Source organism: Staphylococcus sp. GDX7P312P, assembly GCF_008385775.1.
Taxonomy (GTDB): domain Bacteria; phylum Bacillota; class Bacilli; order Staphylococcales; family Staphylococcaceae; genus Staphylococcus; species Staphylococcus haemolyticus.
The window spans coordinates 272,687-298,240 of sequence record NZ_VUKI01000005.1 but is presented as its reverse complement, the minus strand read 5'-3'; the positions used below and the strand labels follow the sequence as shown (position 1 = coordinate 298,240).

General features: G+C 33.2%; 23 protein-coding genes and 1 riboswitch. Of the genes, 16 read left to right on the top strand and 7 right to left on the bottom strand.

Features of this window, described 5'->3' with window-relative positions:
* Nucleotides 1-376: 376 nt before the first annotated feature.
* From F1592_RS03180 to F1592_RS03150, 7 genes are all read right to left on the bottom strand, one after another.
* Nucleotides 377-2,341 carry a fructose-bisphosphatase class III gene (locus F1592_RS03180; protein ID WP_053016420.1) on the bottom strand — a complete coding sequence of 655 codons (1,965 nt, stop codon included), beginning with the start codon at nt 2,339-2,341 and terminating at the stop codon, nt 377-379.
* Between the two features lie 188 nt (nt 2,342-2,529).
* Complete coding sequence (gene uptA, locus F1592_RS03175) at nt 2,530-3,144, bottom strand: undecaprenyl phosphate transporter UptA (RefSeq protein WP_053016422.1); 615 nt, start codon at nt 3,142-3,144, stop codon at nt 2,530-2,532.
* 113 nt (nt 3,145-3,257) lie between these two features.
* On the bottom strand, nt 3,258-4,256 hold the full coding sequence (locus tag F1592_RS03170; protein ID WP_053016424.1) for a ThiF family adenylyltransferase: 999 nt from the start codon (nt 4,254-4,256) through the stop codon (nt 3,258-3,260).
* Nucleotides 4,256-5,023: a thiazole synthase gene (locus tag F1592_RS03165; protein ID WP_053016426.1), complete on the bottom strand. Its 768-nt coding sequence runs from the start codon at nt 5,021-5,023 to the stop codon at nt 4,256-4,258. Before F1592_RS03165 ends, F1592_RS03170 begins: the two co-directional genes overlap by 1 nt.
* A 1-nt stretch (nt 5,024) precedes the next feature.
* On the bottom strand, nt 5,025-5,225 hold the full coding sequence (gene thiS, locus F1592_RS03160; protein WP_037550281.1) for a sulfur carrier protein ThiS: 201 nt from the start codon (nt 5,223-5,225) through the stop codon (nt 5,025-5,027).
* The gene (gene thiO / locus F1592_RS03155) at nt 5,209-6,324 is read right to left on the bottom strand and encodes a glycine oxidase ThiO (protein ID WP_053016428.1); all 1,116 of its coding nucleotides are present in this window, start codon (nt 6,322-6,324) and stop codon (nt 5,209-5,211) included. Before thiO ends, thiS begins: the two co-directional genes overlap by 17 nt.
* Complete coding sequence (locus F1592_RS03150; RefSeq protein ID WP_053016684.1) at nt 6,317-6,907, bottom strand: thiamine phosphate synthase; 591 nt, start codon at nt 6,905-6,907, stop codon at nt 6,317-6,319. The genes thiO and F1592_RS03150 overlap by 8 nt, the downstream gene beginning before the upstream one ends.
* A gap of 63 nt (nt 6,908-6,970) precedes the next feature.
* Nucleotides 6,971-7,080: riboswitch (TPP riboswitch) on the bottom strand.
* 339 nt (nt 7,081-7,419) lie between these two features.
* Between F1592_RS03150 and F1592_RS03145 the strand changes: the two genes are divergently transcribed.
* The 16 genes from F1592_RS03145 to F1592_RS13990 all read left to right on the top strand — a co-directional run bounded on the left by F1592_RS03145 (nt 7,420) and on the right by F1592_RS13990 (nt 25,394).
* Nucleotides 7,420-8,700, top strand: a complete 1,281-nt coding sequence (locus tag F1592_RS03145; RefSeq protein WP_053016430.1) for a pyruvate MFS transporter — start codon at nt 7,420-7,422, stop codon at nt 8,698-8,700.
* Nucleotides 8,701-8,941: 241 nt separating this feature from the next.
* Complete coding sequence (locus F1592_RS03140; RefSeq protein ID WP_053016432.1) at nt 8,942-9,226, top strand: putative quinol monooxygenase; 285 nt, start codon at nt 8,942-8,944, stop codon at nt 9,224-9,226.
* A 166-nt stretch (nt 9,227-9,392) separates the two neighbouring features.
* Nucleotides 9,393-11,330, top strand: coding sequence for an FUSC family protein (locus tag F1592_RS03135; RefSeq protein ID WP_053016434.1), 1,938 nt, complete (start codon nt 9,393-9,395; stop codon nt 11,328-11,330).
* A 71-nt stretch (nt 11,331-11,401) separates the two neighbouring features.
* A complete protein-coding gene (locus F1592_RS03130; RefSeq protein ID WP_053016436.1) occupies nt 11,402-11,821 on the top strand; it encodes a DUF2188 domain-containing protein in 420 nt (139 codons plus the stop codon).
* A 164-nt stretch (nt 11,822-11,985) separates the two neighbouring features.
* On the top strand, nt 11,986-12,684 hold the full coding sequence (locus F1592_RS03125) for a GTP pyrophosphokinase (RefSeq protein ID WP_053016438.1): 699 nt from the start codon (nt 11,986-11,988) through the stop codon (nt 12,682-12,684).
* A gap of 141 nt (nt 12,685-12,825) precedes the next feature.
* Entirely contained in the window at nt 12,826-13,701 is an 876-nt protein-coding gene (locus tag F1592_RS03120) for an alpha/beta fold hydrolase (protein ID WP_037538899.1), read from the top strand.
* A 92-nt stretch (nt 13,702-13,793) separates the two neighbouring features.
* Nucleotides 13,794-14,516 carry a MerR family transcriptional regulator gene (locus F1592_RS03115; protein ID WP_053016441.1) on the top strand — a complete coding sequence of 241 codons (723 nt, stop codon included), beginning with the start codon at nt 13,794-13,796 and terminating at the stop codon, nt 14,514-14,516.
* Between the two features lie 137 nt (nt 14,517-14,653).
* Nucleotides 14,654-15,334, top strand: coding sequence for a GntR family transcriptional regulator (locus F1592_RS03110; protein ID WP_053016443.1), 681 nt, complete (start codon nt 14,654-14,656; stop codon nt 15,332-15,334).
* Nucleotides 15,335-15,355: 21 nt separating this feature from the next.
* On the top strand, nt 15,356-16,894 hold the full coding sequence (gene gntK, locus F1592_RS03105) for a gluconokinase (protein WP_053016445.1): 1,539 nt from the start codon (nt 15,356-15,358) through the stop codon (nt 16,892-16,894).
* A 39-nt stretch (nt 16,895-16,933) separates the two neighbouring features.
* A complete protein-coding gene (locus F1592_RS03100; protein ID WP_037538892.1) occupies nt 16,934-18,292 on the top strand; it encodes a gluconate:H+ symporter in 1,359 nt (452 codons plus the stop codon).
* 165 nt (nt 18,293-18,457) lie between these two features.
* Nucleotides 18,458-18,889, top strand: coding sequence for a hypothetical protein (locus F1592_RS13700; RefSeq protein WP_223197202.1), 432 nt, complete (start codon nt 18,458-18,460; stop codon nt 18,887-18,889).
* A gap of 129 nt (nt 18,890-19,018) precedes the next feature.
* A complete protein-coding gene (galU, locus tag F1592_RS03090; RefSeq protein WP_011274904.1) occupies nt 19,019-19,885 on the top strand; it encodes a UTP--glucose-1-phosphate uridylyltransferase GalU in 867 nt (288 codons plus the stop codon).
* Nucleotides 19,886-20,751: 866 nt separating this feature from the next.
* On the top strand, nt 20,752-21,147 hold the full coding sequence (locus F1592_RS03085) for a (deoxy)nucleoside triphosphate pyrophosphohydrolase (RefSeq protein WP_016930782.1): 396 nt from the start codon (nt 20,752-20,754) through the stop codon (nt 21,145-21,147).
* Nucleotides 21,147-24,011, top strand: coding sequence for a DEAD/DEAH box helicase (locus F1592_RS03080; RefSeq protein ID WP_053016448.1), 2,865 nt, complete (start codon nt 21,147-21,149; stop codon nt 24,009-24,011). The genes F1592_RS03085 and F1592_RS03080 overlap by 1 nt, the downstream gene beginning before the upstream one ends.
* 115 nt (nt 24,012-24,126) lie before the next feature.
* Nucleotides 24,127-25,197: an MrcB family domain-containing protein gene (locus F1592_RS03075; RefSeq protein WP_053016450.1), complete on the top strand. Its 1,071-nt coding sequence runs from the start codon at nt 24,127-24,129 to the stop codon at nt 25,195-25,197.
* Nucleotides 25,140-25,394 (top strand): protein NO VEIN domain-containing protein, encoded by a 255-nt coding sequence (locus F1592_RS13990; RefSeq protein WP_107609754.1) that lies wholly within the window; start codon nt 25,140-25,142, stop codon nt 25,392-25,394. The genes F1592_RS03075 and F1592_RS13990 overlap by 58 nt, the downstream gene beginning before the upstream one ends.
* Nucleotides 25,395-25,554 lie beyond the last annotated feature (160 nt).

The following is a 25,554-nucleotide window of genomic DNA, read 5'->3' as shown; positions in this document are numbered from 1 at the left end:
AATTCTGTCCCACTCCCTACCTATTTGTGTGCATTACTATCTGTTATTAAGAATAAATAAAATTTAAAAAGGGCTGGGACAAAAAAATGTCTCAGCCTTCTTTATCATTTTGTCAGTAGCTGACTGATTTGAAAATGCGCTTGAATCAAGCTTTTTTCAAACCTAGTCATCCTTGACGGGGTAGGCGGGGCCCCAACAAAGAGAATTTCCTAAAGAAATTCTACAAGCAAAGCAAGTTGGGGTTCGGGGCCCCAACAAAGAGAATTTCTTAAAGAAATTCTACAAGCAAAGCAAGTTGGGGTTACAACGAAATAAATTTTGAGAAAATATTATTTCTGTCCTACTCCCTTTTTTTAGGGTGTCATAAATATTTGTATTAATTTAAGTATCTATCATGCATTAATAATTTTAAGATACGGATTTGTTCTTGAAGTACTTTACCGTCATTGGTATCTCTGATTTTTTTGCGTTGTAGTTCTTCGTCTACAACACGACGTACTGATAATTCATCTGCACCGTCTGATAGTACTTTATCTCTTGAGTCAAAATGTTGATGTGCGACTAATTGCATGCCAAATGAATTGTAAAGTAATGTATAACCCGCAATACCTGTCGTTTTTTGATATGCTTTTGAGAATCCGCCATCGATAACTAACATTTTACCATCTGCTTTAATAGGGTCTTCACCATCTATTTCTTTAACAGGTGTATGACCATTGATAATTCGACCTTCATCTGGATTGAGACCGAAGTCTTTTAACATTTTGCGAATCATATCAACATCTTCTCGTAGATAATAATATGGATTCTTAGGTTCTTTATGAGAAGCCTTATCTTCAATAAAGTAACGTTCAAATGTTGTCATCGCTCTTTTTCCGAAAAGTGAACTGTATTTACCAGTCCATAAATACCACACTAAATCTGTTGATAGATCATCAGTGATTTCTTTGTAGTCGTATGCATAGCGTACATGTCTTTCAAATACGTCTAAAAGGTCACGACCTTTATGTTGTTCTCCTTCAATTTCGAATGATTCCATTTCTCCATTCTCATCAACAGGGATACAACCATGAATAAGAAGATTGCCATTATATGGAAGGTAAAGTTTCCCTTTCTTCATCAAGAACGACATGTGACGTTTCAATTTCTCAGATTGCTGGAAAGAAAGTAGCAGTTTGTTCATAACTTCTTCTTCCTCAGGTAGTAATTTACCAGGATCTTGTGGGTCCACAGTACTGAAACATGTATCTTTTAAAGGATATGTTTTACCGTATATCGTGATTTCATTCGTATCATAGTTGACCTTTTCCAATACTAAACGGTCTTCCATTTCAAAGGTAGGACGACGTTTGATAATTGGCATTTCTAGTTTGAATTGAATCATCGCAATGGCTTGATGAATCTTAGTGATTTGGCTTTCTTCAAGTTTAGATAGACCAACTGGTTTATCAGGGCGTTTCTTAGGTTTAAATGCAGGATTATCGCCACTATAATGTTCTTCGGCAAGCGTTAACAATGGACGCAAATTAATTCCGTAAGCATCTTCAATAATATCTAAATTATCGTATCGTGCACATATACGAAGTAGGTTGGCTAAGCATGCTTTAGAACCAGCATATGCACCTATCCATAAAACATCGTGGTTTCCCCATTGAATATCAACAGAGTGATAATTGATTAACGTGTCCATAATCTTATCTGGTTGAGGACCACGGTCGTAAATATCACCAACTACATGAAGATGATCAACAACTAGACGTTGGATACTATAAGATAAACCAATAATTAAGTCGTCAGATTGTTCTAACTCGATAATTTGATTTACTAGTGTTTCATAATATGATTTTTTATTGTTGAATTCGTTATTTTTATAAAGTAGCTCTTCAACGATATATGTATATTCTTTAGGTAACGCTTTACGTAATTTTGAGCGTGTATATTTTGATGAACAATAAGTAATTAAATCAATTAATTGTTCAATTGTAGTAATATACCAAACATTTAATTTTCCCTTCGAATCGAAGTTATTTTTCACAAGTTTTAATTTCTCTTCAGGGTAATAGACGAGGGCAGCTAAGTCATCGATTTCTTTTTGGGATAATGTCTTTGCATAAAGGTCATTTATTTTTGAACGAACATTACCTGATCCATTACGCAATACATGTTGGAACGATTCATATTCACCATGAAGATCACTGACGAAGTGTTCAGTACCTTTTGGTAATTCTAGAATAGACTCTAAATTGACAATTTCTGTTGCTAACTTCTCAGGACTATCAAATTGTTGTGATAATAAATCTAAATATTTCTCTCGTAATTCACTTTCAGTCGTTTGTGTCATCTAATTTCACTCCTGTTTGGAATTGATATTCATATGGGTAGATATGTCATAAAACCGCTTACATTAATTATCTTTAAAAAGCACCACTTTTTCAACGGTGATGCTTAAAATGTCAGAATTAATTCTTAAAGTTTAAATATATGTAAGATAAAAGCCTCAGTCATCGAATGATTCTGAGGCTTTAAATGTTATTTAACTCGGTTTCTGTTTTTGAAGAATATTCTATACAGTAAGTAAAGCACTGCAAGAATAATAATGACATACATAATATATGAATAAGTGTGTAAACCAGCCATTAGGGCATCGAAACTACCACTTAGCATACGGCCTAATAAGATTAGGGCGAAGTTCCAAATTGTAGTACCTAATAATGATAATACTGCGAACGTAACGACATTCATTTTATTGATACCAGCAGGAATTGTGATTAATACACGTAATACTGGAATGAAGCGACATAATAATACAGCCCATGCACCATAACGTTTAAACCAGTCATTTGCGCGCCTTACATCTTTACCTTTAAGTTTAAACCATTTACCATGTTTATCTACAAAACGATAAATACTTTCTTCGTTAATTAAACGGCATAAATAATATAGGATTAATAATCCAATAAATGATGCGATTGTTGATATAAGGAATAAAATTGGTATTGATAAACCCGACTTAACTGACATTAAACCAGCAAAGGTAAGAATGATTTCAGATGGGACAACAGGTAAAACATTCTCTAATAAGATGAGAATAAAGATTGCTGTATAACCCCACTTACTTATAAAATCAGTGATTAATTGTTCCATTTATATTCAAGAACTCCTTTTATTAAAAGCATTATTTGTGAAATTAAAAATTCATAGTAAATTTATTATAATAAAATTTACTATGAATTGCTTGTATAAACCTATGTGTATTTTTATTTTAGAGCTTTTAAATAAGAATGATACAACTTAAATGCTTCTTCATCATCTTCGATGCCATAAACATTCATACGTCCATCTTTAAATAAGGTAATTTCATAATCGTCATCTTTAATTAATTTTGCGAAAGAAGTGGATTTCACAATTTCACCGGGAAGGTGATGTGCATGTTCAAATATACTTGATTGATATCTAAAGAGATACGTACGTCCACATAAGCTTTCAATATGCTGCTGGTGTTTCGTTTCTAAGAGTGGGTAGTGTTGATTCGCACATACCTCACACGCGTGATCTTTCAATATATCGACGTTCATCGCTTTATAATCGATATGCCACGTATCAATAGTGATTAATTTTTTTGAAAAGCCTTCACCAGATAGGTAACGAAGTACTTCTGCAACTTCATAACTTGCAACTTGATTAATAATAGTTGGTAGTACGCCATTAATCGCACAACTTTCGCCACTTGATGGCATTTGTTTTAAGAGGCATTTTAGACATGGTCCTTTGAAATCAATGCCATAAACCGTTCCTTTATTGCCGACAGCAGCACCATATACCCAAGGGATTTGATGTTTGTGACACACTTCATTGATGAGATAACGAATTTTAAAATGATCCATCCCATCGATAACGATATCTGGTTTAACTTCATCTAATATATCTTCAATATTGTTTGAAGTTATTTCTTGATAATACGTTTGTACGTCTACATGATGATTGATACGTGCAATATGTTCTTTTATTGCGTGTACTTTTGGTACCATATTTAGAGCGTCATCTTCAGTATAAAGCGCTTGTCGATGTAGATTAGACGTTTCAACTATATCCATATCAACAATTGTGATGTGATGTGCCCCCATACGAGCAAGTAGCTCGGCAACATGACTACCTAATGCGCCGGCACCTAGAATAAGTATCTGTGCATTAGAAAGGGCATGCTGTCCTTGTTCACCAAAAGGAGAGAATCTCATTTGACGATTGTAACGTTGCATTATAAGAATCCTAAACCTTCAGTTGGGCTTGATGCTTGGGCAGTATATTTTACTGGGATTCGTCCAGCTTCATAAGACAAGCGACCAGCATGAATACCTAATTTCATTGCTTCTGCCATCTTCACAGGATCTTTCGCACCTGATACAGCTGTATTGAGTAGAATACCGTCAGCTCCTAATTCCATCGCATGACATGCATCTTTCGGAGAACCAATACCAGCATCAACAATAACTGGCACATTTGAGTTTTTAATAATGTAACTTAAATTAAGTTGGTTGTTTATGCCGCGACCAGTTCCGATTGGAGATGCTAATGGCATAACGGCATGCACACCTAATTCTTCTAAACGTTTAGATAAAACAACGTCATTAGAAATATATGGACATACAATATAGCCACGCTCTAGCAATACTTTACAAGCTTCATATGTTTCAAATGGATCAGGTAATAATGTTTCATCATCACCGATAACCTCAACTTTAATCATGTCACATACACCTGCATGTTTAGCGATTTCTGCAATACGAATGGCTTCTTCAGCAGTTTTTGCGCCAGCAGTATTTGGAAAAGTTATAAAGTCTTTTAAATTAATGTTTGCGAGTGGATTAGGTAAATTCTTGTCATACAAATTCATACGTCTTACTGCGAAAGTAAGTACATTTGTTTCTGAAGCTTTAATCGCTTCTGTTTGTATGTCTTCATTTTCAAACTTTCCTGTACCTAGTAATAAACGAGATTGTAATTCTAAATTTCCAATTTTAAACATTTTATCCGCCTCCAACAAATTCTAATAATTCTAATTGATCATCTTCACGTACCGTGTGTTGATGATAATCTTCTTGTTTAATTAATGTTTTATTATGTTCAACAATGACACGTTCTGGGTCTAATTCTAAAGAGATGAGCACTTGATGAATGGATTGCTCAGTGTCGAACGTGAATGCATCGCCATTAATAATGCATTTCATGATTTAACCTCCTTGAGACATTGAAAGATTCATATCGAGATGGTTTGACTCCAGTTAATAGCCAGTTTGCAATGTCACGACCAATAACAGGGGACAATAAAATACCGTTACGATAATGGCCGGTAATGACATATAATCCGTCGTCAACTCGGTCCATAATTGGTAATTCACCGTCCGTATATGGACGTACGCCAGACCACTGCTTCATGATACGTGCGTTTGCAAGTTCAGGTATACGTTCTGTCGCATAGTGTTTTAACCATGAGACGCCTTGTTCCGTATTACCCACAGAATAATTATCAAATTCGCTAGTAGCACCAATTAAGTAGCGATTAGGCGCTTTCGGAACTATATAGCATCCATTTGTCATAAATACCGTTTGCTGTAAGTTTAAATCGTCATGTTCCATAAGAAGCACTTCACCTTTAACGCCGACAACCTCACGAGGCAATTGATATTGTTTTAACAATTGAGATGACCATGCACCGCTTGCGACAATGACTTTCTTCGCATATAAATCACCTTGAGATGAAACGATTTGATAGTAACCATTCTGGCGAATAATATCTGTTACATTTGTATTGAAGTAGCGTGAAATACGACGCTGTTGTAAGGATTTAAACAGTGCTTTAGTATAATGATTTGCATTGATTTGTCCATCATTTGGAATGTAGATTGCCATTTCAGATGCAACCACACTACCACTAGTTAAATCTGCTAATTCATCGTCTGATAGTTCAATTACATTGTTATCTAAGGCATGTAAGAATCGAAATTGTGAGCGCAAATGCTCCACATCTTCAATTTGATTTGCGATTTTAATCAATCCTGATGCTTGATATTGTATATCTATTCCAGTTTCATCTTGGAGTGTTTCGCATAATTCAGGAAAACATTCACGTGACTCTAGAGCGAGACGAAATAAGTCGCTGTCTTCTGTAAATTCATTTTGTGCACCTAACATGCCTCCAGCTTTATATGAAGCATGTTTACCAGGTATATCACGGTCGACAATTGCAATGTCGAGTTGCGTATGACTGAGGTGTCTCGCAATGGACATTCCGATAACACCAGAACCAACAATAAGTACGTCATGCATCTTTCAACCACTCCTTTCGTAGATGTTGAATTTGTTGTAAAGATGCGTTCATAAAATAAGAAATTGCACAAATTCCTGCAAAGCCATTTGGAAGCCGTTGTATCGTATCTTCAGTAATACCTCCTATGGCATAGACTGGAATCGGAACTTGTAACACGGCTTTGATTTCAGTCATTGATCTAGGCTGCTGATTTGGCTTAGAAGCCGTGGTAAATATATGACCATAAAAGACATAATCTAATTGATGTTGATAAGCTTGTTTCACCGAGTTAATAGTGTGCGTCGACATGCTTACTTCAACATCAGGATGTTGTGCTTTATAATCGAACGCTAATATGTCCATTTCGCGACAGTGCAAGCGTTTAAGTTTTAAGGATTCTAATAAATTAACATCGCTATGGATAATAATTTTGTTTCTTGGAAAGCCAGCAGCGATTAATTTTTTTAAAAAGGAAAATAAATCATCATTAGTCATAGGCGTACGAAAGAGTAAACCATCGATGCCTTTACTAATTTCAATGAAGTGTTGTAAGTCTGCTTCTGTTAAATGTTTATAAGTTGTTATCGCAATAAAGATGTCTATCACCCCTAATAAATGAAAAAACGCTATCTCCTTCGTAGGAAATAGCGTTAGTCTCTATGTAACGATATGTGTAAGCCACTTTCCTACGCCAGTACAAACTGGGTCAGGTTCCAGGAATTATAAAGTTCTTTCTTTACTCTCAGCCTTAAACAAAGGCACTTCCAGTGGATAAATTATCTATTTAATTTTAAATAATAATCAGTCGCGTTTCATTTCAAGTTCATTCTACAATTTTTTTAAATGGAGTTCAAATTTTAATGAATATTGAGATTGCGAAGCGTAAATACGAATTTAGTGAATAAAGTAACCAACGATGTACAATTTGATAAAAGAACTTTTAAATAAGTTATTGAAAACGATTTCAAAAACTGGTAATATTATTAAAAATAAATGCTGAAACCTTATGATGGTAAGGGTTTTAAGGGAGTTATTTTTACAAATAAGGAGTCTCGTGATTATATTAGACAACATATTTAGAATCAACAAATTAAAGGAAGTAGGAAAAAGAGGATATGGTACAAAGACAAAAGAAAAGTAGTGTTCGTTGGTTTTTCGCATTAGCATTTTTTATCATAGGTGTTATTGCCTACATGGATAGATCTAACATCTCATATATTGCCCCACAAATGATGGAAGATTTACATATGACAAAGCAACAATTTGGTCTGTTAGCTTCATTCTTCTCATTAGGTTACGCGTTAATGCAAGTACCTTCTGGTATGCTAGCTGAGAAATTTGGACCTCGTAAGATGATTACAATCGCTTTAGTATGGTGGAGTGCTTTCACTATCTTTACAGGTATGATTAAACATCACGGTTTATTATATTTAGTGCGTTTCTTATTCGGTATTGGTGAAGCGCCAATGTATCCATCAAACGCTGTGTTTAATGCAAACTGGTTCTCTAAAGATGAGAAAGGTAGAGCATCTAGTATGTTACTCGCTGGTTCTTATTTTGGACCTGTATTAGCGCCTGTGATTACTATTGCTATTGTAAATGCATTTAATTGGCAAGCTGTATTTTACATCTTCGGTGCAGTAGGTATCTTAATTGCAATATTATGGGGAATCATTGCGAAAGACTTACCAGAACAACATCGTATGGTAAATGACGCTGAGAAACATTTCATTATGGAGAATCGTGACCTTGTTCAAACAAGTAAATCATTACCACCTTGGAATCAATTCTTCCGTCGTATTAGTTTCTATGCGATTGCGGGTCAATATTTTGTAGTTCAATTCGTTATTTCATTATTCTTAATTTGGTTACCAACTTATTTAACTGAGCAATATCATGTTGAATTTAAAGACATGACAATTAGTTCATTACCTTGGTTTATCATGTTTATTTTAATTTTATCTGCTGGTGCGATTTCAGATAAAATTTTACGTAGCGGACAATCAAGATTCGTTTCAAGAGGTTTAATTGCCATTGTTGGTTTCATCGTGTTCGCAGTTTCAATTTTCTTTGCAGTACATACTGAGAATTTATACGTAACGATTTTCTGGTTATCACTTGGTTTAGGTGGTATGGGTGTATCAATGGGTATGAGCTGGGCAGCAGCGAATGACATTGGTAGAAACTTTGCCGGTACAGTATCTGGTTGGATGAACTTATGGGGTAACATTGGTGCATTATTAAGTCCGTTCTTAGCTGGTGCGTTGGTTGCATCACTTGGTTGGACAATGACTTTCCAATTATTAATTATTCCAGCAGTCATCGCAGCAATTTTATGGTTGTTTGTATCACCAGACAAACCATTGATTAAAGATGAAAGTCGTGAATTAAAATAATTTTATATAAGCTAGGACATCATTCCTAGAATCTAGCCAGTAAGTGGGTTTTAATTAATTCATTTACTGGCTTATTTAATTACATTACTTGCTAAGTGCTTTGGAACTTAGATTCACTAAATGTCTATTTTGACGAATTATAATAAAATGTGATTAAAGCTTAAAGTCACATTAGTGTTTTAAGTATGAGTGAAAATGGTAAGATAATATTAAATTAATCACAAAATTGAGGGTGAAATGTATGATTATTATAAATGCCAAACTTAAAGTAAGTGAAGAACATCGTGAAGCATATTTAGATTTAATGACGAACTTAGTTAAACATGCACGTGAAGAGGAAGGAAATACATTTTATAGCCACTATGAAGATGTGACTGAACGTAATACGTTCGTAGTTGTAGAGAATTATAAAGATCAAGATGCGGTTGAAGCACACAACCATTCAGATCATTTTAAAGTGTTTAGCGAAAATATCGGCAAATATATTACAGAAAAACCAGTCATCGATGTAGCGAAAGCCAAATAATTAAACAACGTTCAAAATAATATACATTACTAAGGTAGGATTTGAAATCTATGTCACAGATATGATTTCAATCCTACCTTTTTGTAAATTAGACAATGGTCATCATATAACTTAATAAAAAGTGTTATCATTAAATATGTATGTTTTATAGAAAGGAAAGATAACATTGGGAAATGTTTTAAAATCACTAATCACATTTGACACAAGTAAAGTTGACCCGATGAAGGGTGTCAGACAAGGCTTGTTATTAATTTTCCCAGCACTATTAGGTTATTTCCTAGGCAATTTCGCATTAGGATTGCTTGTATCGACTGGGACGTTGGCGCATATCTATGTGTTCAAAAGTTCACCTCGCTCAATGATTAGAACTGTTATCTTATGCTCATTGTCATTTGCAGTATGTATGATACTGGGCACACTTACGGTTACTGAGCCGATATTATATGGCGTAACATTATTATTAGTTACAGTCATCCCATATTACATCTTCAGTGCATTGAAGATTGCAGGACCATCTTCAACATTCTTTCTTGTAACGTTTTGTTTACCAAGTAACTTGCCAATAGCACCAAATGAAGCGTTATACCGTGGTTTAGCAATTCTTGTTGGTGGTGCGATTGCTACATTAGTAGTCATCTTGACAATACTTTTCCAAAAACAAAAAATCGAAAACAGAGCGATTAATTCGGACTTTAACATGATTAAAGAATTAATGCACAATTATAATGATGTCGATAAATTTAAAGAAAGTGCAAAAACAGCGGTAACACAGTTCAAAAATTCAGATGAATTGTTAATCACTGCAACGGCTGGAGTGAACCAGAAATTGAGTCCGCGTTTCCAAAGACTGTTATTACTCCACACATCAGCACAGGGGTTATATTCAGAGTTATTGGAACTACATGAAAAAGGTATTCGCCCTATACCAGACGAATTAGTTGAAATGATGGATGTTGCGATACGTAATGCATATCGAACAACAGCCTCTCGTGAAAAGTGGACAAAAGAAGTTCATGTAGATGAAGCGTTTGATGATTTATTACAATATATCTTGAAAATCGATGAAATTACAAACTTAGATTCTAGTCAAATTGAACACGAAGCAAGTGTTCGTAAACCGTTATATAGTCAACGTATCATTCATAATTTAACATTAGATTCAATTGTATTTCGAAATACATTAATTTATGCCGTCATTATGGCAGTAGCAATATTTATTTCGTTAGCCTTTAATATCCAAAAATCTTACTGGATACCATTAACAGCACATACAGTCTTATTAGGTATGACAACTCGACGTATGTTAGACCGTTCTGTTGCTCGTGGACTAGGTACTATCTTAGGAACACTTGTCTTATCAGCTATATTGTATTTCAATCCACACTTAATCATTGCCGTTATCATAATGGGTATTGCAGCAATGGTCACTGAAACATTTGTAGGTTCAAACTATGCGTTCGCAGTTATATTTATCACGATCCAAGTTATATTATTAAATGGTTTAGCATCAGATAACCTTTCAATTTCAATTGCCTATACACGTATCTTTGATGTATTGATCGGTATAGCAATCGCAGTTGTCGGAATTCTTCTTATTAACCGTCAAACAGCGTCTGCCATGTTGCCACGAACGATTGCAGAAGTGGTTCGTAAGGAAGCGGTCATCTTCCAATATTTATTCTCAGAGAATCACTACCAAGATGATTTACGTGAAAGAGATGAAAGTTTAGCACTTTCAGTGAAAATGAGTAACATGACTCAAATCAACAATTCAGCAAGTGGTGAATTGTTCTCTAATCAAGAAGTGATTCGTTATTATTATCCAAGTATATTTGCCTTAGAAGAAATTAACTTTATGTTAATGCGTGCGATGCAAGATCATCAACGTCAACGTATTTCAGATCAGCAAATGGGGGAATACCTAGTTACTTTTGAAAATTTAGCGAAACATTTCGAACTTCAAAGCCGACTTGAAATTAATGAACTTTCCGATTTACCTCAATATAATTACATTAAATCGGCATTAATGAGACTTCAAAACAATTGCGTGCATACGCGTAAAGATATAGACGATGTTGAAAATGGTGTGGCGATTAAAGCATAGTCCGATAAACAAGTTTCACTCGGAATGATAGTGGTAAAGCAAACTATCAAGTTAAAAAGGAGTTTGATAGGATGCCTTGGACGATGGATGATTATCCGAATACGTGGAAGAACTTCGATGAATTAGAACGTAAGAAAGCAATTGATATTGGTAATGCTATGTTAAAAGATGGTTATAAAGAAGGCGATGTTATACCGATTGCTACACAGCAAGCTAAAGATTGGTATAAAGATGCGACGAAAGATGAGCTAGATGAATTAAAACATAAACACATTACCCAACACCAAAAAGATCAATCCGCAAACCCAAAACTAAATGACGAAAATGTACATGTCTATTTCGAAGATGATGAATGGAAAGTGAAAACAGAAGGTGCGAAACAAGCGTCTGATACGTTTGAGAAGAAAGCAGACGCCACTAAACGCGCACAAGACATCGCTGATAATCGTGGTACTAAAGTCATCGAACATAATAAAAATGAAACATCATAATTAGTAGTTGCAAACCTTTATGTCTGGACGCATTGTTCAATATAAAGGTTTGCATTTTTAATTATAAATTTAATTGTTAAAAATAATGTGAAATCAAAGAGTATTATTTTTAGTTCATTTTGCAATTCGCTATAATATACAGTGATGATTAAGGAGGAAATACTATGTATGTAGAAAGAAAACCATCATTGTATATAGAAGAATTACGAAGTGAATTTAAAGATAACTTACATCATTTTAAAGATGGAGACGAAGCCTTCGATAGACTTATTGGCTTTGTAGAACTGGACCACTTATACTCCTCAGCCTTAAAAGAAATCAGTACAAAATTAGATATTCTAGATGACAACTTTAATCACGTTTATAAACACAACCCTATTCACCATATGGAACGCCGTGTGAAAGAGATGAACAGCTTAATTAAAAAGTTGCACCGCAAACAACTAGATATTAGTGCAGAAAGTGCTCGTGAACATATATTAGATATTGCAGGTATTCGCGTGGTTTGTAACTATTTAGAAGATATTTATGTCATTGAAAAGATGCTATTAAAACAAGAGGATGTCAAACTCCTTAAACGTAAAGACTATATTAAAAATCCCAAAGACAACGGCTATCGTAGCTTACATATTGTTGTGTCTATCCCAGTATTCTTATCAAATAAAGTGGAAAAGCTTCCCGTGGAGATTCAAATTAGAACCATTGGCATGGATATGTGGGCAAGTTTAGAACATAAAATTCGCTATAAAAATAATGCGAGTACGGATGATTATAGCGATATGTTAAAAGACTGTGCACTTGAAATTGTAGATGTAGAATCTAAAATGCAATCGATACATTCTGCGATTTCAGATAATAACTAAACGATTAGTTTAAAGTATAACTTGATGAATTGTACGTAACTTGCAACAATTCTATAAGTTATACTTTTTTAATTTGCCTCAGTTTTGATAATTTTGTGATAAAATAATAATTTAGTAATATAGCAATTTTTGAGGTTGATTATGAACAGAAAACATTTCAAAACACAAATTTATCAATTGAAAAATTATCATAACGAACAAGTCGAAGTAGCATTTGCCGGGAATCAAACTTCAAACAGGGCAATTGTCTTTTTACATGGGGCAATCATGACCTATCGCATTATGACGATGTTTGAACCGTACTTTAGAGAATATAAGATGATCTTTATAAATTGTCCCAGTCGTGGCAAAAGCTCAAGTATCGATCGCAATAATCACACATTAGATGATTATTCTGAACGAATTGAAGACGTTTTGGAACAAATTGTTTCGTCACAACATCTTGAAAAGGTCATGGTCATTGGTTACTCGATGGGTGGTATGATTGGTACACGTTTGTTGAAATTTAATACATTGCCTATATCGCACCTTGTTTATTTAAGCAGCGCAGCTAAAATTACGCCAAACACAAGTATGCTAGCACGTTTGTTTTCGACCGATAGTAAACGTGATCACTTTAAAGATGAAATTACCGCAATTAAAAATTTGCCACAATATATTTTAAAAAAGACGGTCTACGCACGAAAAGAAAACGGACTAGATATCTTATCATTTGTCGCCCCAATTAAAACAATCATTACTGACTTAATATATACGATAAAAGCTGATTATCTTCCAGATATAGAAGAAATTGAACAATTTCCTAAGTTACTATTTATCTCTGGCAAAGATGATGAAATCATTCCGTATACTGATTCACAAGCGACAATGGAGCAGTATAAACGCTATGGAGGAGAAACGAAAGAAATCGTTTATCCAGGTATCGGCCATATGGACTTTCCTTCTGTCCTTGAACAATTACCAAATGGTACGGTAGGTATCGTAGATCATATTAAAGATTGGATAGAAGACAAATAAGACATCCTTCAGACTTACTTTAAACTATATGTAAAAATGTCTTGCTCGTGACGTAGCGTCATGAGGTAGATTCAATGTAGGAGGTGGACACTATGTCACTTTATACAGTTGGAGAGCTTGCCAATCATTTAGGAGTTACAGTTCGAACACTACAATATTATGATCGTAAAGGCTTATTGACAGCTGAACGTGCATCAGAATCAAATCGTAGATATTACAATGATGATCATATACAGCAACTACAGTTGATAGTTTTGTTGAAGCAATTTGGTTGTACATTGGATGAAATTAAAACGCTACTTTACGAAGATAGCGATATGCAGACGCTTAAAGCAATGTTGCAACTGCATAAGAAAGAATTAGAGACAAGCATACATGATCAAACAAAAGCACTAAAACATTTGAACAACGTTGACCAATATATTTCAAATCACTCAAGCGCTCCAATAAATCATTTATCTGACATAGATAAAGCAATGAAACAATCGACTACATTGAAATCGTTTAAAAGTAAAGTATGGATTAGCGCAGGTATCATTGGCATTATTCAATACACAGGGTTAATCACAAGTTTAATAAGAAGTTCGAGTAAACCATTTATTGCGATAGTGCCTATCTTAGTAACCTATGCCGTTGGATTAACAACATATTATTATAAAAATATTTCATATCTGTGTCCCAATTGCCAACATACGTTTAAACCATTATTGAAACAGTTCATCTTGGCACGACATACTATGCAAACACGTAAATTAGAATGCCCTAAGTGTCACGAAACACATTACTGCATCGAAGTTTCAGATGAGAAAAAATAGAATTTTAATCATGGTTTTCCCGGTCCATCTGTGGCCGGGTTTTTTAAATTTATAAAAAGAAAGCGTTTGCAAAAACGTAACTTATATATTAATATACTTGTATACAAGTTGTAATTAACTCAATAGGAGTGAAAGATGTGAAAGAAGGTTATCCAGAACAATGGCTTGGTGGCATGTCTAAAGGAGAAGGTGTCGCAGCAGAAATACGATTGCAAATTGTGAGTGGGGAAATCGAAGTAGATACGCTACTTACTGAGAATCAAGTCGCAAAACAATTTGATGTTAGTCGTTCCCCTGTTAGAGATGCATTCAAATTATTACAAACGGATCAACTTATTCAATTAGAACGCATGGGAGCTAAGGTATTACAGTTTGGTGATCAAGAGAAGAAAGAACTCTATGATTTACGTTTAATGTTAGAGTCATTTGCCTTCTCTAAGATCAAACACATTGATAGAGCACCTATAATTAAAGAGATGCGTAAACACCTTGAAATGATGAAAGTAGCAGTTAAATTCGAAGATGCTGAAGCCTTTACACAACATGACATTCAATTTCATGAAGCCATGATTATCGCATCCAATCATCAATATTTACAAACATTCTGGAATCATTTGAAACCCGTAATCGAAATACTCGTATTACTATCTATGAGACATCGCATGGAGCAGGATAAAGCGGATTTTGAACGCATTCATAGTAACCATGAGGTGTTTATTGAAGCAGTAGAACAATATGACTCTACAAGATTAAGAGAAGCCTTCCACTTAAATTTCGATGATGTTGGCGAAGACATTGAAAGTTTCTGGCTAAGATAAATAGAAGAAAGAAGGAATAATATGAAATACATGATTGGTGTTGACATAGGAACAACAAGTACGAAATCAGTATTATACGATGAAAATGGACAATTCATCATGAAACACAACATTGGTTACCCCTTACATACCCCCAATGTAGATGTTTCTGAAGAGAACCCTGACGAATTGTTTGATGCAGTACTAATGACTGTGAAATATGTTGTTAGAGAAGCAAATATAAAAAAAGAAGACATCAAACTAATTTCATTTAGTGCACAAATGCATAGTCTGATTGCACTCGATGCACAACATCATCGTTTGACTGAAAGTATTACATGGGCAGACAATCGCGCGAGTAAATACGCTGAACTAATTAATAAAGAACATCATGGTTCAGACATATATCAACGCACAGGAACACCAATTCATCCGATGTCACCACTATCTAAGATATTCTGGATGAAGCATGAACAATCAGATATTTATAAACAAACTGCCATGTTTGCAGATATAAAAACTTACATATTCTATCAACTATTTGAAAAATATGTCATCGATTACTCAATGGCATCAGCTACGGGCATGTTCAATCTTGAAGAACTTGACTGGGATAAAGAGGCACTTGAATTGTTAGGTATCACTGAAGCACAACTACCACAACTGGTACCTACGACACATATTCTTAAAGGTATGAAGAAACGCTATGCAACTTTAATGGGCATTGATGAGAATACACCTATTATTGTAGGTGCAAGTGATGGTGTTCTCTCTAACTTAGGAGTGAATAGTTATAAAAAAGGCGAAGTCGCTGTCACAATCGGTACATCTGGCGCGATTCGAACAGTCATTAATAAACCTCGCACCGATTATAAAGGACGTATCTTCTGTTACGTACTAGACGAAGAACATTATGTCATTGGAGGACCAGTAAACAACGGTGGTGTTGTTCTGAGATGGCTAAGAGATGAACTCCTTGCAAGTGAAGTTGAAACTGCCAAACGTTTAGGCGTTGATCCATATGATGTACTGACTAAAATCGCAAGTCGGGTTAAGCCAGGTGCAGAGGGTCTCATCTTCCATCCGTACCTTGCAGGTGAACGTGCACCATTATGGAACGCCGATGCACGTGGTTCATTCTTCGGTCTTACACTCTCGCATCAAAAGGAACATATGATTCGTGCTGCTTTAGAAGGTGTACTCTATAATCTTTATACAGTTTATCTTGCACTCATAGAAGTAATGAACGAAACACCAAGCACAATCAAAGCGACAGGAGGATTTGCTAAGAGTGAAGTGTGGCGTCAAATGATGGCAGATATCTTCGACACAGACCTTATCGTGCCTGAAAGCTATGAAAGTTCTTGTTTAGGCGCTTGTGTATTAGGTTTGAAAGCATTAGGGGAAATTGATGACTTCTCAATTATTGAAGAAATGGTCGGGACAACGAATACACATCAACCTGATTCAGAAACCGTTCAAGTGTATCAACAGTTAGTTTCAATCTTCATTAATTTAAGTCGCTCATTAGAAGAACGTTATGCAGAAATTGCAGATTTTCAACGTAAGCACATGGAGTAAATCAATTAATTAAAAAAGAAAACATTGGGAGGATTTACTATGTTTGGAGATATTTGGCCACTTATCAGTGTTGTGATCGGGATTTTATTACTACTATCATTAATTATATTCTTGAAATTGAACACATTTATTTCATTAATCGTTACTTCTGTTGTGACTGCTATACTATTAGGTATGCCATTAAATAAAATAATGGAAACTATAGAAGCGGGAATGGGAAGTACGCTTGGCCACATTGCATTAATCTTTGGGTTAGGGGCAATGCTTGGTAAATTACTTGCAGATGGTGGCGGTGCAAATCGAATTGCCGACACATTGATTGCTAAATTTGGACCTAAACACGTGCAATGGGCAATGTTGATTGCAGCATTTATCGTGGGTATCGCATTATTCTTCGAAGTTGGTTTAGTCTTATTAATTCCGTTAGTGTTTACGATTGCTAAACGTGCAAAAGTATCACCACTTAAATTAGGTTTACCAATGGTGACAGCTTTATCAGTAACACATGGTTTCTTACCACCACACCCTGGACCAGTCGTTATCGCTAAAGAACTAAAAGCGAATGTAGGACAAGTATTACTATTTGGAATCATCATTGCAATTCCAGTAACGATTATTGCTGGACCTGTATTTAATAAAATTGCACAAAAAATTATCCCTTCAGCATACACTCGTGAAGGTGATATCTCAGCATTGGGTTCTCAAAAAGAATTTAAAGAATCTGAAATGCCAGGTTTTGGATTAAGTTTATTTACAGCAATATTGCCAGTGATCTTAATGTTAATTTCAACTATCGTTCAATTAATCACTGGCCATGAAGAAGCTAAAAATTTATTTGAACAAATTGTTTACTTCATAGGTACGGCTGGTACAGCAATGTTAATTTCAGTTATCTTCGCTATCTTCTCAATGGGCTTGAACCGTGGCAGAAAGATGGACGACATTATGAAGTCAGTTACAAATGCTATCTATCCAATTGGTATGATGATCTTAATCATTGGCGGTGGTGGCACATTCAAGCAAGTATTAATTGATGGTGGCGTGGGTGATACAATCGCAAAAATGTTCGAAGGTTCTACAATGTCACCTATATTACTTGCTTGGATAGTAGCAGCAGTACTACGTATTGCATTAGGTTCAGCTACAGTAGCTGCAATCTCTACAACAGGTATCGTTTTACCATTATTACAACATTCTGACGTTAATGTCGCACTCGTTGTACTTGCAATTGGAGCCGGAAGCGTGATCCTATCTCACGTAAATGATGCAGGATTCTGGATGTTTAAAGAATACTTCGGCTTAACCGTCAAAGAAACATTCCTAACTTGGTCACTACTTGAGACAATAATCTCTGTATCAGGTATCATCTTTATATTATTTATTAGCTTGTTTGTATAGGGTTAATGTTGAATGCAAAATGTAAAGCCACTCCAACGAGTGGCTTTTTTTATTAGCACTGATATGACAAGTCTAGATTGCAATAAGAAAGTAATTTGTGATTAAAATATTATCTGTTAAATGATATATTATTCTGTGAAATAAAAATTTACTGAGGGTATTTGAATGTCAAAAGTTAAAAAGATAAATGTGAGAGATATTGATTTAGATTTGTTACAAAACTCTAGAATTGATGATGTAGAAAAAGAAATAGATAAATTTAAAATGATAGATAAATTAGATCTTTTAATCATCGCACTCATTTGGGGTATGATTTTCATCATTGATTTTCAATATAGTGAATACGTTATATTAATCGTATCATTCATCGGTTTAATCTATGCTTTTTATGTAACTAGTATATTAAAAAAAGCAAAATATAACATTGCACAATTATTAATGCATTATAGCAATCCACCATTATTTGATAAGCATACACAAATCAAAGTCGTTCAAAGTAAATTTACTGAGTTCAATATATATATGATGTTTGGGGTATTCGGGTCACACTTTATCGTAAGTATTTTAAAAATAATTGATCATGTGTTTTTAAGTTGAAATTGAATACAACTTAAACGCAAACTTCAAGCAATTGGTTATCACAAGCTATCACTAGGAAAGAAATAAAAAGAGTGATAAACTAACAAATGATATAAAAGACAGAATGTGCAAAGGAGTTACTTGAGTTTGAAACAGATAAAAAAAGCAATCATACCTGCTGCTGGTTTAGGGACGCGATTCTTACCAGCTACTAAAGCGATGCCTAAAGAAATGCTTCCTATTCTAGACAAACCTACAATTCAATACATAGTGGAAGAGGCTTCTCGTGCAGGAATTGAAGATATTATCATCGTAACTGGTAAACATAAACGCGCAATTGAAGATCATTTTGATAATCAAAAAGAATTAGAAATGGTTCTTGAAGAAAAAGGAAAAGATGACCTACTTGAGAAAGTACAATATTCTACGGACTTAGCAAACATCTTCTACGTTCGACAAAAAGAACAGAAGGGATTAGGACATGCGATTCATACAGCACGTCAATTTATTGGAAATGAACCATTTGCAGTCTTATTAGGTGATGACATTGTTGAATCAGAGACACCAGCCATCAAACAATTGATGAACGTTTACGAAGAAACAGGTCATTCAGTCATTGGTGTTCAAGAAGTACCAGAGAGCGTTACTCATAGATATGGTATTATTGATCCATTAGAAAAAGAAGGCCGTCGTTACGAGGTAAAACAATTTGTTGAGAAACCGAAACAAGGTACAGCACCTTCAAATCTAGCTATCATGGGACGATACATCTTAACACCTGAGATATTTGACTACCTTGAAACACAAAAAGAAGGCGCTGGAAATGAAATTCAACTCACTGATGCGATTGAACGTATGAATAGTGATATTCCAGTTTATGCATACGACTTTGATGGCGATCGTTACGATGTTGGAGAAAAATTAGGCTTCGTTAAAACAACGATTGAATATGCACTTAAAGATCCAAAGATGAAAGATGAACTCATTAAGTTTATAAAAGAATTAGGATTTTAATATAATGATACAAAAGAAGACCCCATAAGCACTTAAGTGATCAGCTTAAATGTTTATGGGGTTCATCTTTGATGTAAAAAACATCGCACCTATACTTCTTTAGAGACATTTCGACTTAATTAATACTTAGTTAATGCATCAGAGAGTAAGTATTAATTAAAAATTTTGTAATAGCTTTTTTCCTAAAAATATAGTTCACAATACACCTGACATATGGTAAAGAATTATGGGTTCTTCTTTAGATTACGTAATCTTGGCTGTTTGATTCATGTTGAGTTGACTGACATGTCACGAGCATTATGAACATATATATCAAGAAGTATAAATTCCACTCATCTCAGTTTCCGCTAAGATGAGCTTTTTGGGAAATATAATATGTAATGGTTATACTTCCCAACCTCCTCAAAAACTCTATGTATTAGATGTATATCTAATACACTTAAATTGTACAATATATTATTCAGATAGAATACCTGTCGCAATATCAAATCTTTAGCTAAAAATATCAATCTTTTTACTTCATTTAAAATTTATTGAAAAAGAAAGAGACCCACCTTACTCTCCAGTTAAGATGCGCCTCTAACGAATTTTATCAGTTGAGAGCTTATTATCCCCCTCATACATCAGATCGATCTAATGTGAGTTAATTATACTGCAAACATAAAGGCACCCGTTATCAAAAAATGGACAGAAAGTATCAATAATTGGTGGATTTCTTAAAATGCAAATTTGCTTTAAAATTCTAACTAAATATGTTCAATTTAAGTTTTAAAAAACTTATACATACTTTTGGATTAGAGGATTGATGAAAATGTAAGTTTTGATAAAATTATAATTAATAAAATAAAAAGGTGTGGGTCTTTTCTATGAAAAAGGTTATAAATGTTGTTGGCGCTATAATTTATTCAGAAGGGAAAATCTTATGTGCACAACGTAGTGAAAACATGTCATTACCATTAATGTGGGAATTTCCAGGTGGCAAAATTGAGCCTGAAGAATCTGAAAAAGAAGCTCTAATCAGAGAAATACAGGAAGAGATGAAGTGTGATTTAGTTGTCGGTGACAAAGTGACTACAACTGAACACGAATACGAATTTGGCATTGTAAGATTAACTACTTTTAAGTGTACGTTAAATAATCAAATGCCTACGCTAACGGAACACAAAGAAATCAAGTGGTTACATGCGGGTGAATTAAAAACACTTCAATGGGCACCAGCAGATATTCCAGCAGTAGAAATGATTTCAACTGGTGAAGAATAATGGCTAATAATATAGTAGATAGTTTAAAGCAGTCATTGAATAAAGGTTTTATAGATAAAAACGTTGTTCACGAAGGTAATTTGAATCCCAAAATATTAATAAATAATAAAAATCAAAACGTATTAACAACTATTTTAAATGAGTTAAACAAATGTAATACATTTTATATATCAGTAGCGTTTATTACTGAAAGTGGGTTAGCAAGTATTAAATCAGCACTCTATGATTTAAATAAAAAAGGAATTTCAGGAAAGTTAATTACTTCGAATTATTTAGGATTTAATACCCCTAAAATGTATAAAGAATTATTGAAACTAAACAATGTTGAAGTACGCTTAACAGACATTGAGGGCTTTCATGCTAAAGGATATATATTTGACCATGATAATTATTCTTCTATGATCATTGGGAGCTCTAACCTGACATCAACTGCAATGAAAGTGAATTATGAACATAATGTTTTGTTGTCAACTCATAAAAATGGCGATTTAATACATAACGTAAGGTATCAATTTGAAGAATTATGGGATAACAGTATACCTTTAGATGAGAAATGGATTGAAGACTATGAATTATCATTTAGTCCGAAACTCTATAAAAATTTATTTGAAATCAATAGTGAGCAAAACACATTATTAAACAAATTTAATAAAACCAATGAAATAAAACCAAACATCATGCAAGAAGAAGCGTTGATGTCTCTAAGACAATTAAGAGAATCAGGTGAACATAAAGGGTTAGTTATATCGGCTACTGGAACTGGTAAAACTATTTTATGTGCATTGGATGTAAGGAATTATAAGCCTACTAAATTTTTATTTATTGTTCATAATGAGAGTATTTTAAAGAAAGCTCGCCAAGAATTTATAAAAGTATTTCCCCATGAAAATCCGCAAGAGTTTGGTTTATATACAGGTACTCAAAAAGAACAAGAAGCAAAATATGTTTTTGCAACTATTCAATCTTTAAGTAGAAATGATAATTACAAAAACTTTAAAAAAGACGCATTCGATTATATAGTTTTTGATGAAGCGCATCGTACTGATGCTAAAACATATCAAATTATTTTTAATTATTTTAATCCTGATTTTATGTTAGGTATGACAGCAACTCCAGAGAGAACAGATGATGGAAATATATTCAAATTATTTGATAATAATATTGCATATGAAATTCGATTACCTAAAGCCTTGGAAAGCAAAATACTTTGTCCATTTCATTATTATGGAGTTACCGATTATGTACATAATGGCATAGAAAGTGATGATTTTACTGATTTAAAAGATTTAACTTCTGAAGAAAGAGTTAGTCACATAGTTGAAAAAGCAAACTATTACGGTTTTTCAGGTGATACATTAAGAGGGTTAATATTCGTTAGTAGAAAAGAAGAGGCTATTGAAATAGCAGAGATGTTGACAGCTAGAAATATTCCAAGCAAGTCATTAATTGGTAGTGACACCCCGAATAAAAGGATGAAAGTAACAAATGAATTAATTAATGGGGAAATTAAATATATCGTCACAGTCAACTTATTCAATGAAGGTATAGACATTCCAGAAGTGAATCAAATTTTAATGTTAAGAGGTACACAATCTAGTATTATATTTATTCAACAGTTAGGTAGAGGATTGAGAAAAAGTTCTGAAAAAGAATATGTTACAATCATAGATTTTATAGGTAACTATAAAAATAACTATCTTATTCCAATAGCTTTGTCAGACAATCAATCTCAAAATAAAAATGCATATCGTGAGTTTTTAAGTAACCCTAATAAAATAGAAGGTATATCTACGATTAATTTTGAAGAAATCGCTAAGAAAAAAATCTATGATTCTATAGATAATGCTAAATTAAATAGTGTAAAAATTATTATTGATGCATATAAAACTGTTGAAGAACGAATAGGTCATACACCAATGCTTATGGACTATATTGAACAAAATTCGATTGACCCTCAGGTTATTTTATCTAAATTTAGCAGTTATCATGAATTTTTAAAGAAATATAAATATACGCAAATGGAACTCTCAGATGATGCAACAAAAAATTTATGTTTCTTATCAAGAGAAATATCACCTGGATTAAAAAATTCGGATTATTTAGTACTTGAATATATAATCAATAAAGGTCAAATAGGTGGAGAAATATATGATGAATTGAATCATCTTAATAATGAGGATATTAACACTTCTTTAAAAATATTAACATTAGAATATTTTGGTCAAGCAGAACATGCGAGATATGGTAGTCCAATTATAACTAAGAATGGAAATAAATATAGTTTGAGCGCTTCATTTAAAAAACATTTGGCAGATATGCAATATCAATTATATGTAGACGATTTAATTAGTTTAGCTAAATATTATAATGAGAAGTTTCAAAATTCAGGGAATGACTTAATCCTTTATAATCAATATTCGAGATTAGATTTTCTAAAATTAGTAAACTGGAGAAATGATGAAAAAAATATGAGTAATAACATTTATGGTTATAGAGTGTTAGATGATCATATTCCAGTATTTATTACATATAAAAAATCTGAAGATATAGAGGATAATATTAAATATGAAGATCATTTTATAAGTCAAGATGAATTAGCTTGGGTTTCAAGAGCAAATGCATCATTAAAAAGTAATGAAATACAAGATATTATTAACCATAAAGAGAAAAATAAAAAAGTTTATATTTTTGTAAAGAAAAGTGATGCTGAAGGAAGACTTCATTATTATTTAGGAGAAGCAGAATACATCCAAGGAACAGCTAAAGAAGAAATTCGAGATATTGGTGATAGAGTAGTAACAATGAATTTTACTATGAAGACATCAATTAGAGATGATATATATAGATATATTGTAGAAGAATAAAATTAACGATCACCATAGTGTAATTAGTCAGATTTTAAATTGCACTATGGTGTCTTTTATTATTTTGAATATATAATAATATATGTAATATACATAATGATTAGAGGGATTCAAGATGATAAAAGATATAAAAAATGTTTTGAATTTGATAAAAATGAAAAATAATGAGGATGTCAGAACGAATAAAGATTGGGACCTAAGTGAAAAGTATTCATCAATTATTGAAGAATTATTGCCCAAACAGCTAGAAAATTTATCTAATAATAAAGACCTTTTAACTACTGGAAGTGTTGGGAAGGGAAATTATAGTATGGTTCCATGGGTTACTACCTTTAACACTAATATAACTAAAAGCACTCAAAAAGGTTACTACATTGTTTATTTATTTCACCCCGAAGGCAAAGGGGTATATCTCTCTTTAAATCAAGGTTGGAGCGAAATTAAAGAAAAAACTTTGGGTGTGAAAAAAGCTAAAGAAAAAGCACTTGCCCTTTCCAAGTATTTAGCGTCATATCTGGATGATAATAACTTTGAAGTAGGTAGATTTTATTATTCAAATAATAAGGATAGTAAATATGATAAATCGGATTTGCCAAGTGGATATGCTCACGGTTCAATTATTTATAAGTATTATGATTTTGAGACTGAAGTGTATACCGAGGATATGATGATTTCAGACTACAAAGAAATGATTAAATTACTTAACGGATTAGTAAATAAAATTAATATAAATGAATATAACGCTTTATTATTAAATATTAATGAAATAGTAACAATAATAGAGACTAAAGAACTTAATGAAAGTATTAAAGAAAATAAAAATATTCAAATGTCTCAAATAGATAAGCCCAAAGTTTCCACATATGCAAAAAAATATAAGACCTCTACTAAAAAACAAACTGATGACGACATTGAAAAAGCCCATAAAGAAAACAAAATAACGGGACAAATTGGAGAAAAATTAGCTTATCAATATTTTATGAATTTAATTGAAAAAAATATATCTGATAAAAATTTACAAGAACAATTTATTAATACAATTGATACATCTATGGGTGAACTGCACGGATATGGATATGACATGACTGCTTTTGATCCTCAAAATTTAGATAGTCCAGTTAAAAATATATTGAAATTAAAGCCACTAAATCTAAAAAAGAGGATGAACCTTTTTACTTATCATTAAATGAAATATATGCCATGTATGAGAACCCTCAAAAATATTTGATATTCAGAATTATAGGATTAAATAGTAAAACACCTAAGTTTTATATTATTGATCCATATGAAAACCATGATGAATTTGAAAGTGTAGAGGATTTAATAGAGAAAGTCTTTAATGCCGAGTGTATTCAATTTAAAATATTTAATGTTAAACCATGATTTTATATTTTAAATCGCAAAAATTTTAAGTGTTACCATATTAATTAAACCATAGAATATATATCATAGTTAAGAGGGATAACATAAAAGTATAATTACCTGAACCTAAGTGCTTTAGCGCATTGTGAGTAGTTCTAAGATAGATAACGTAGCGAAGTTA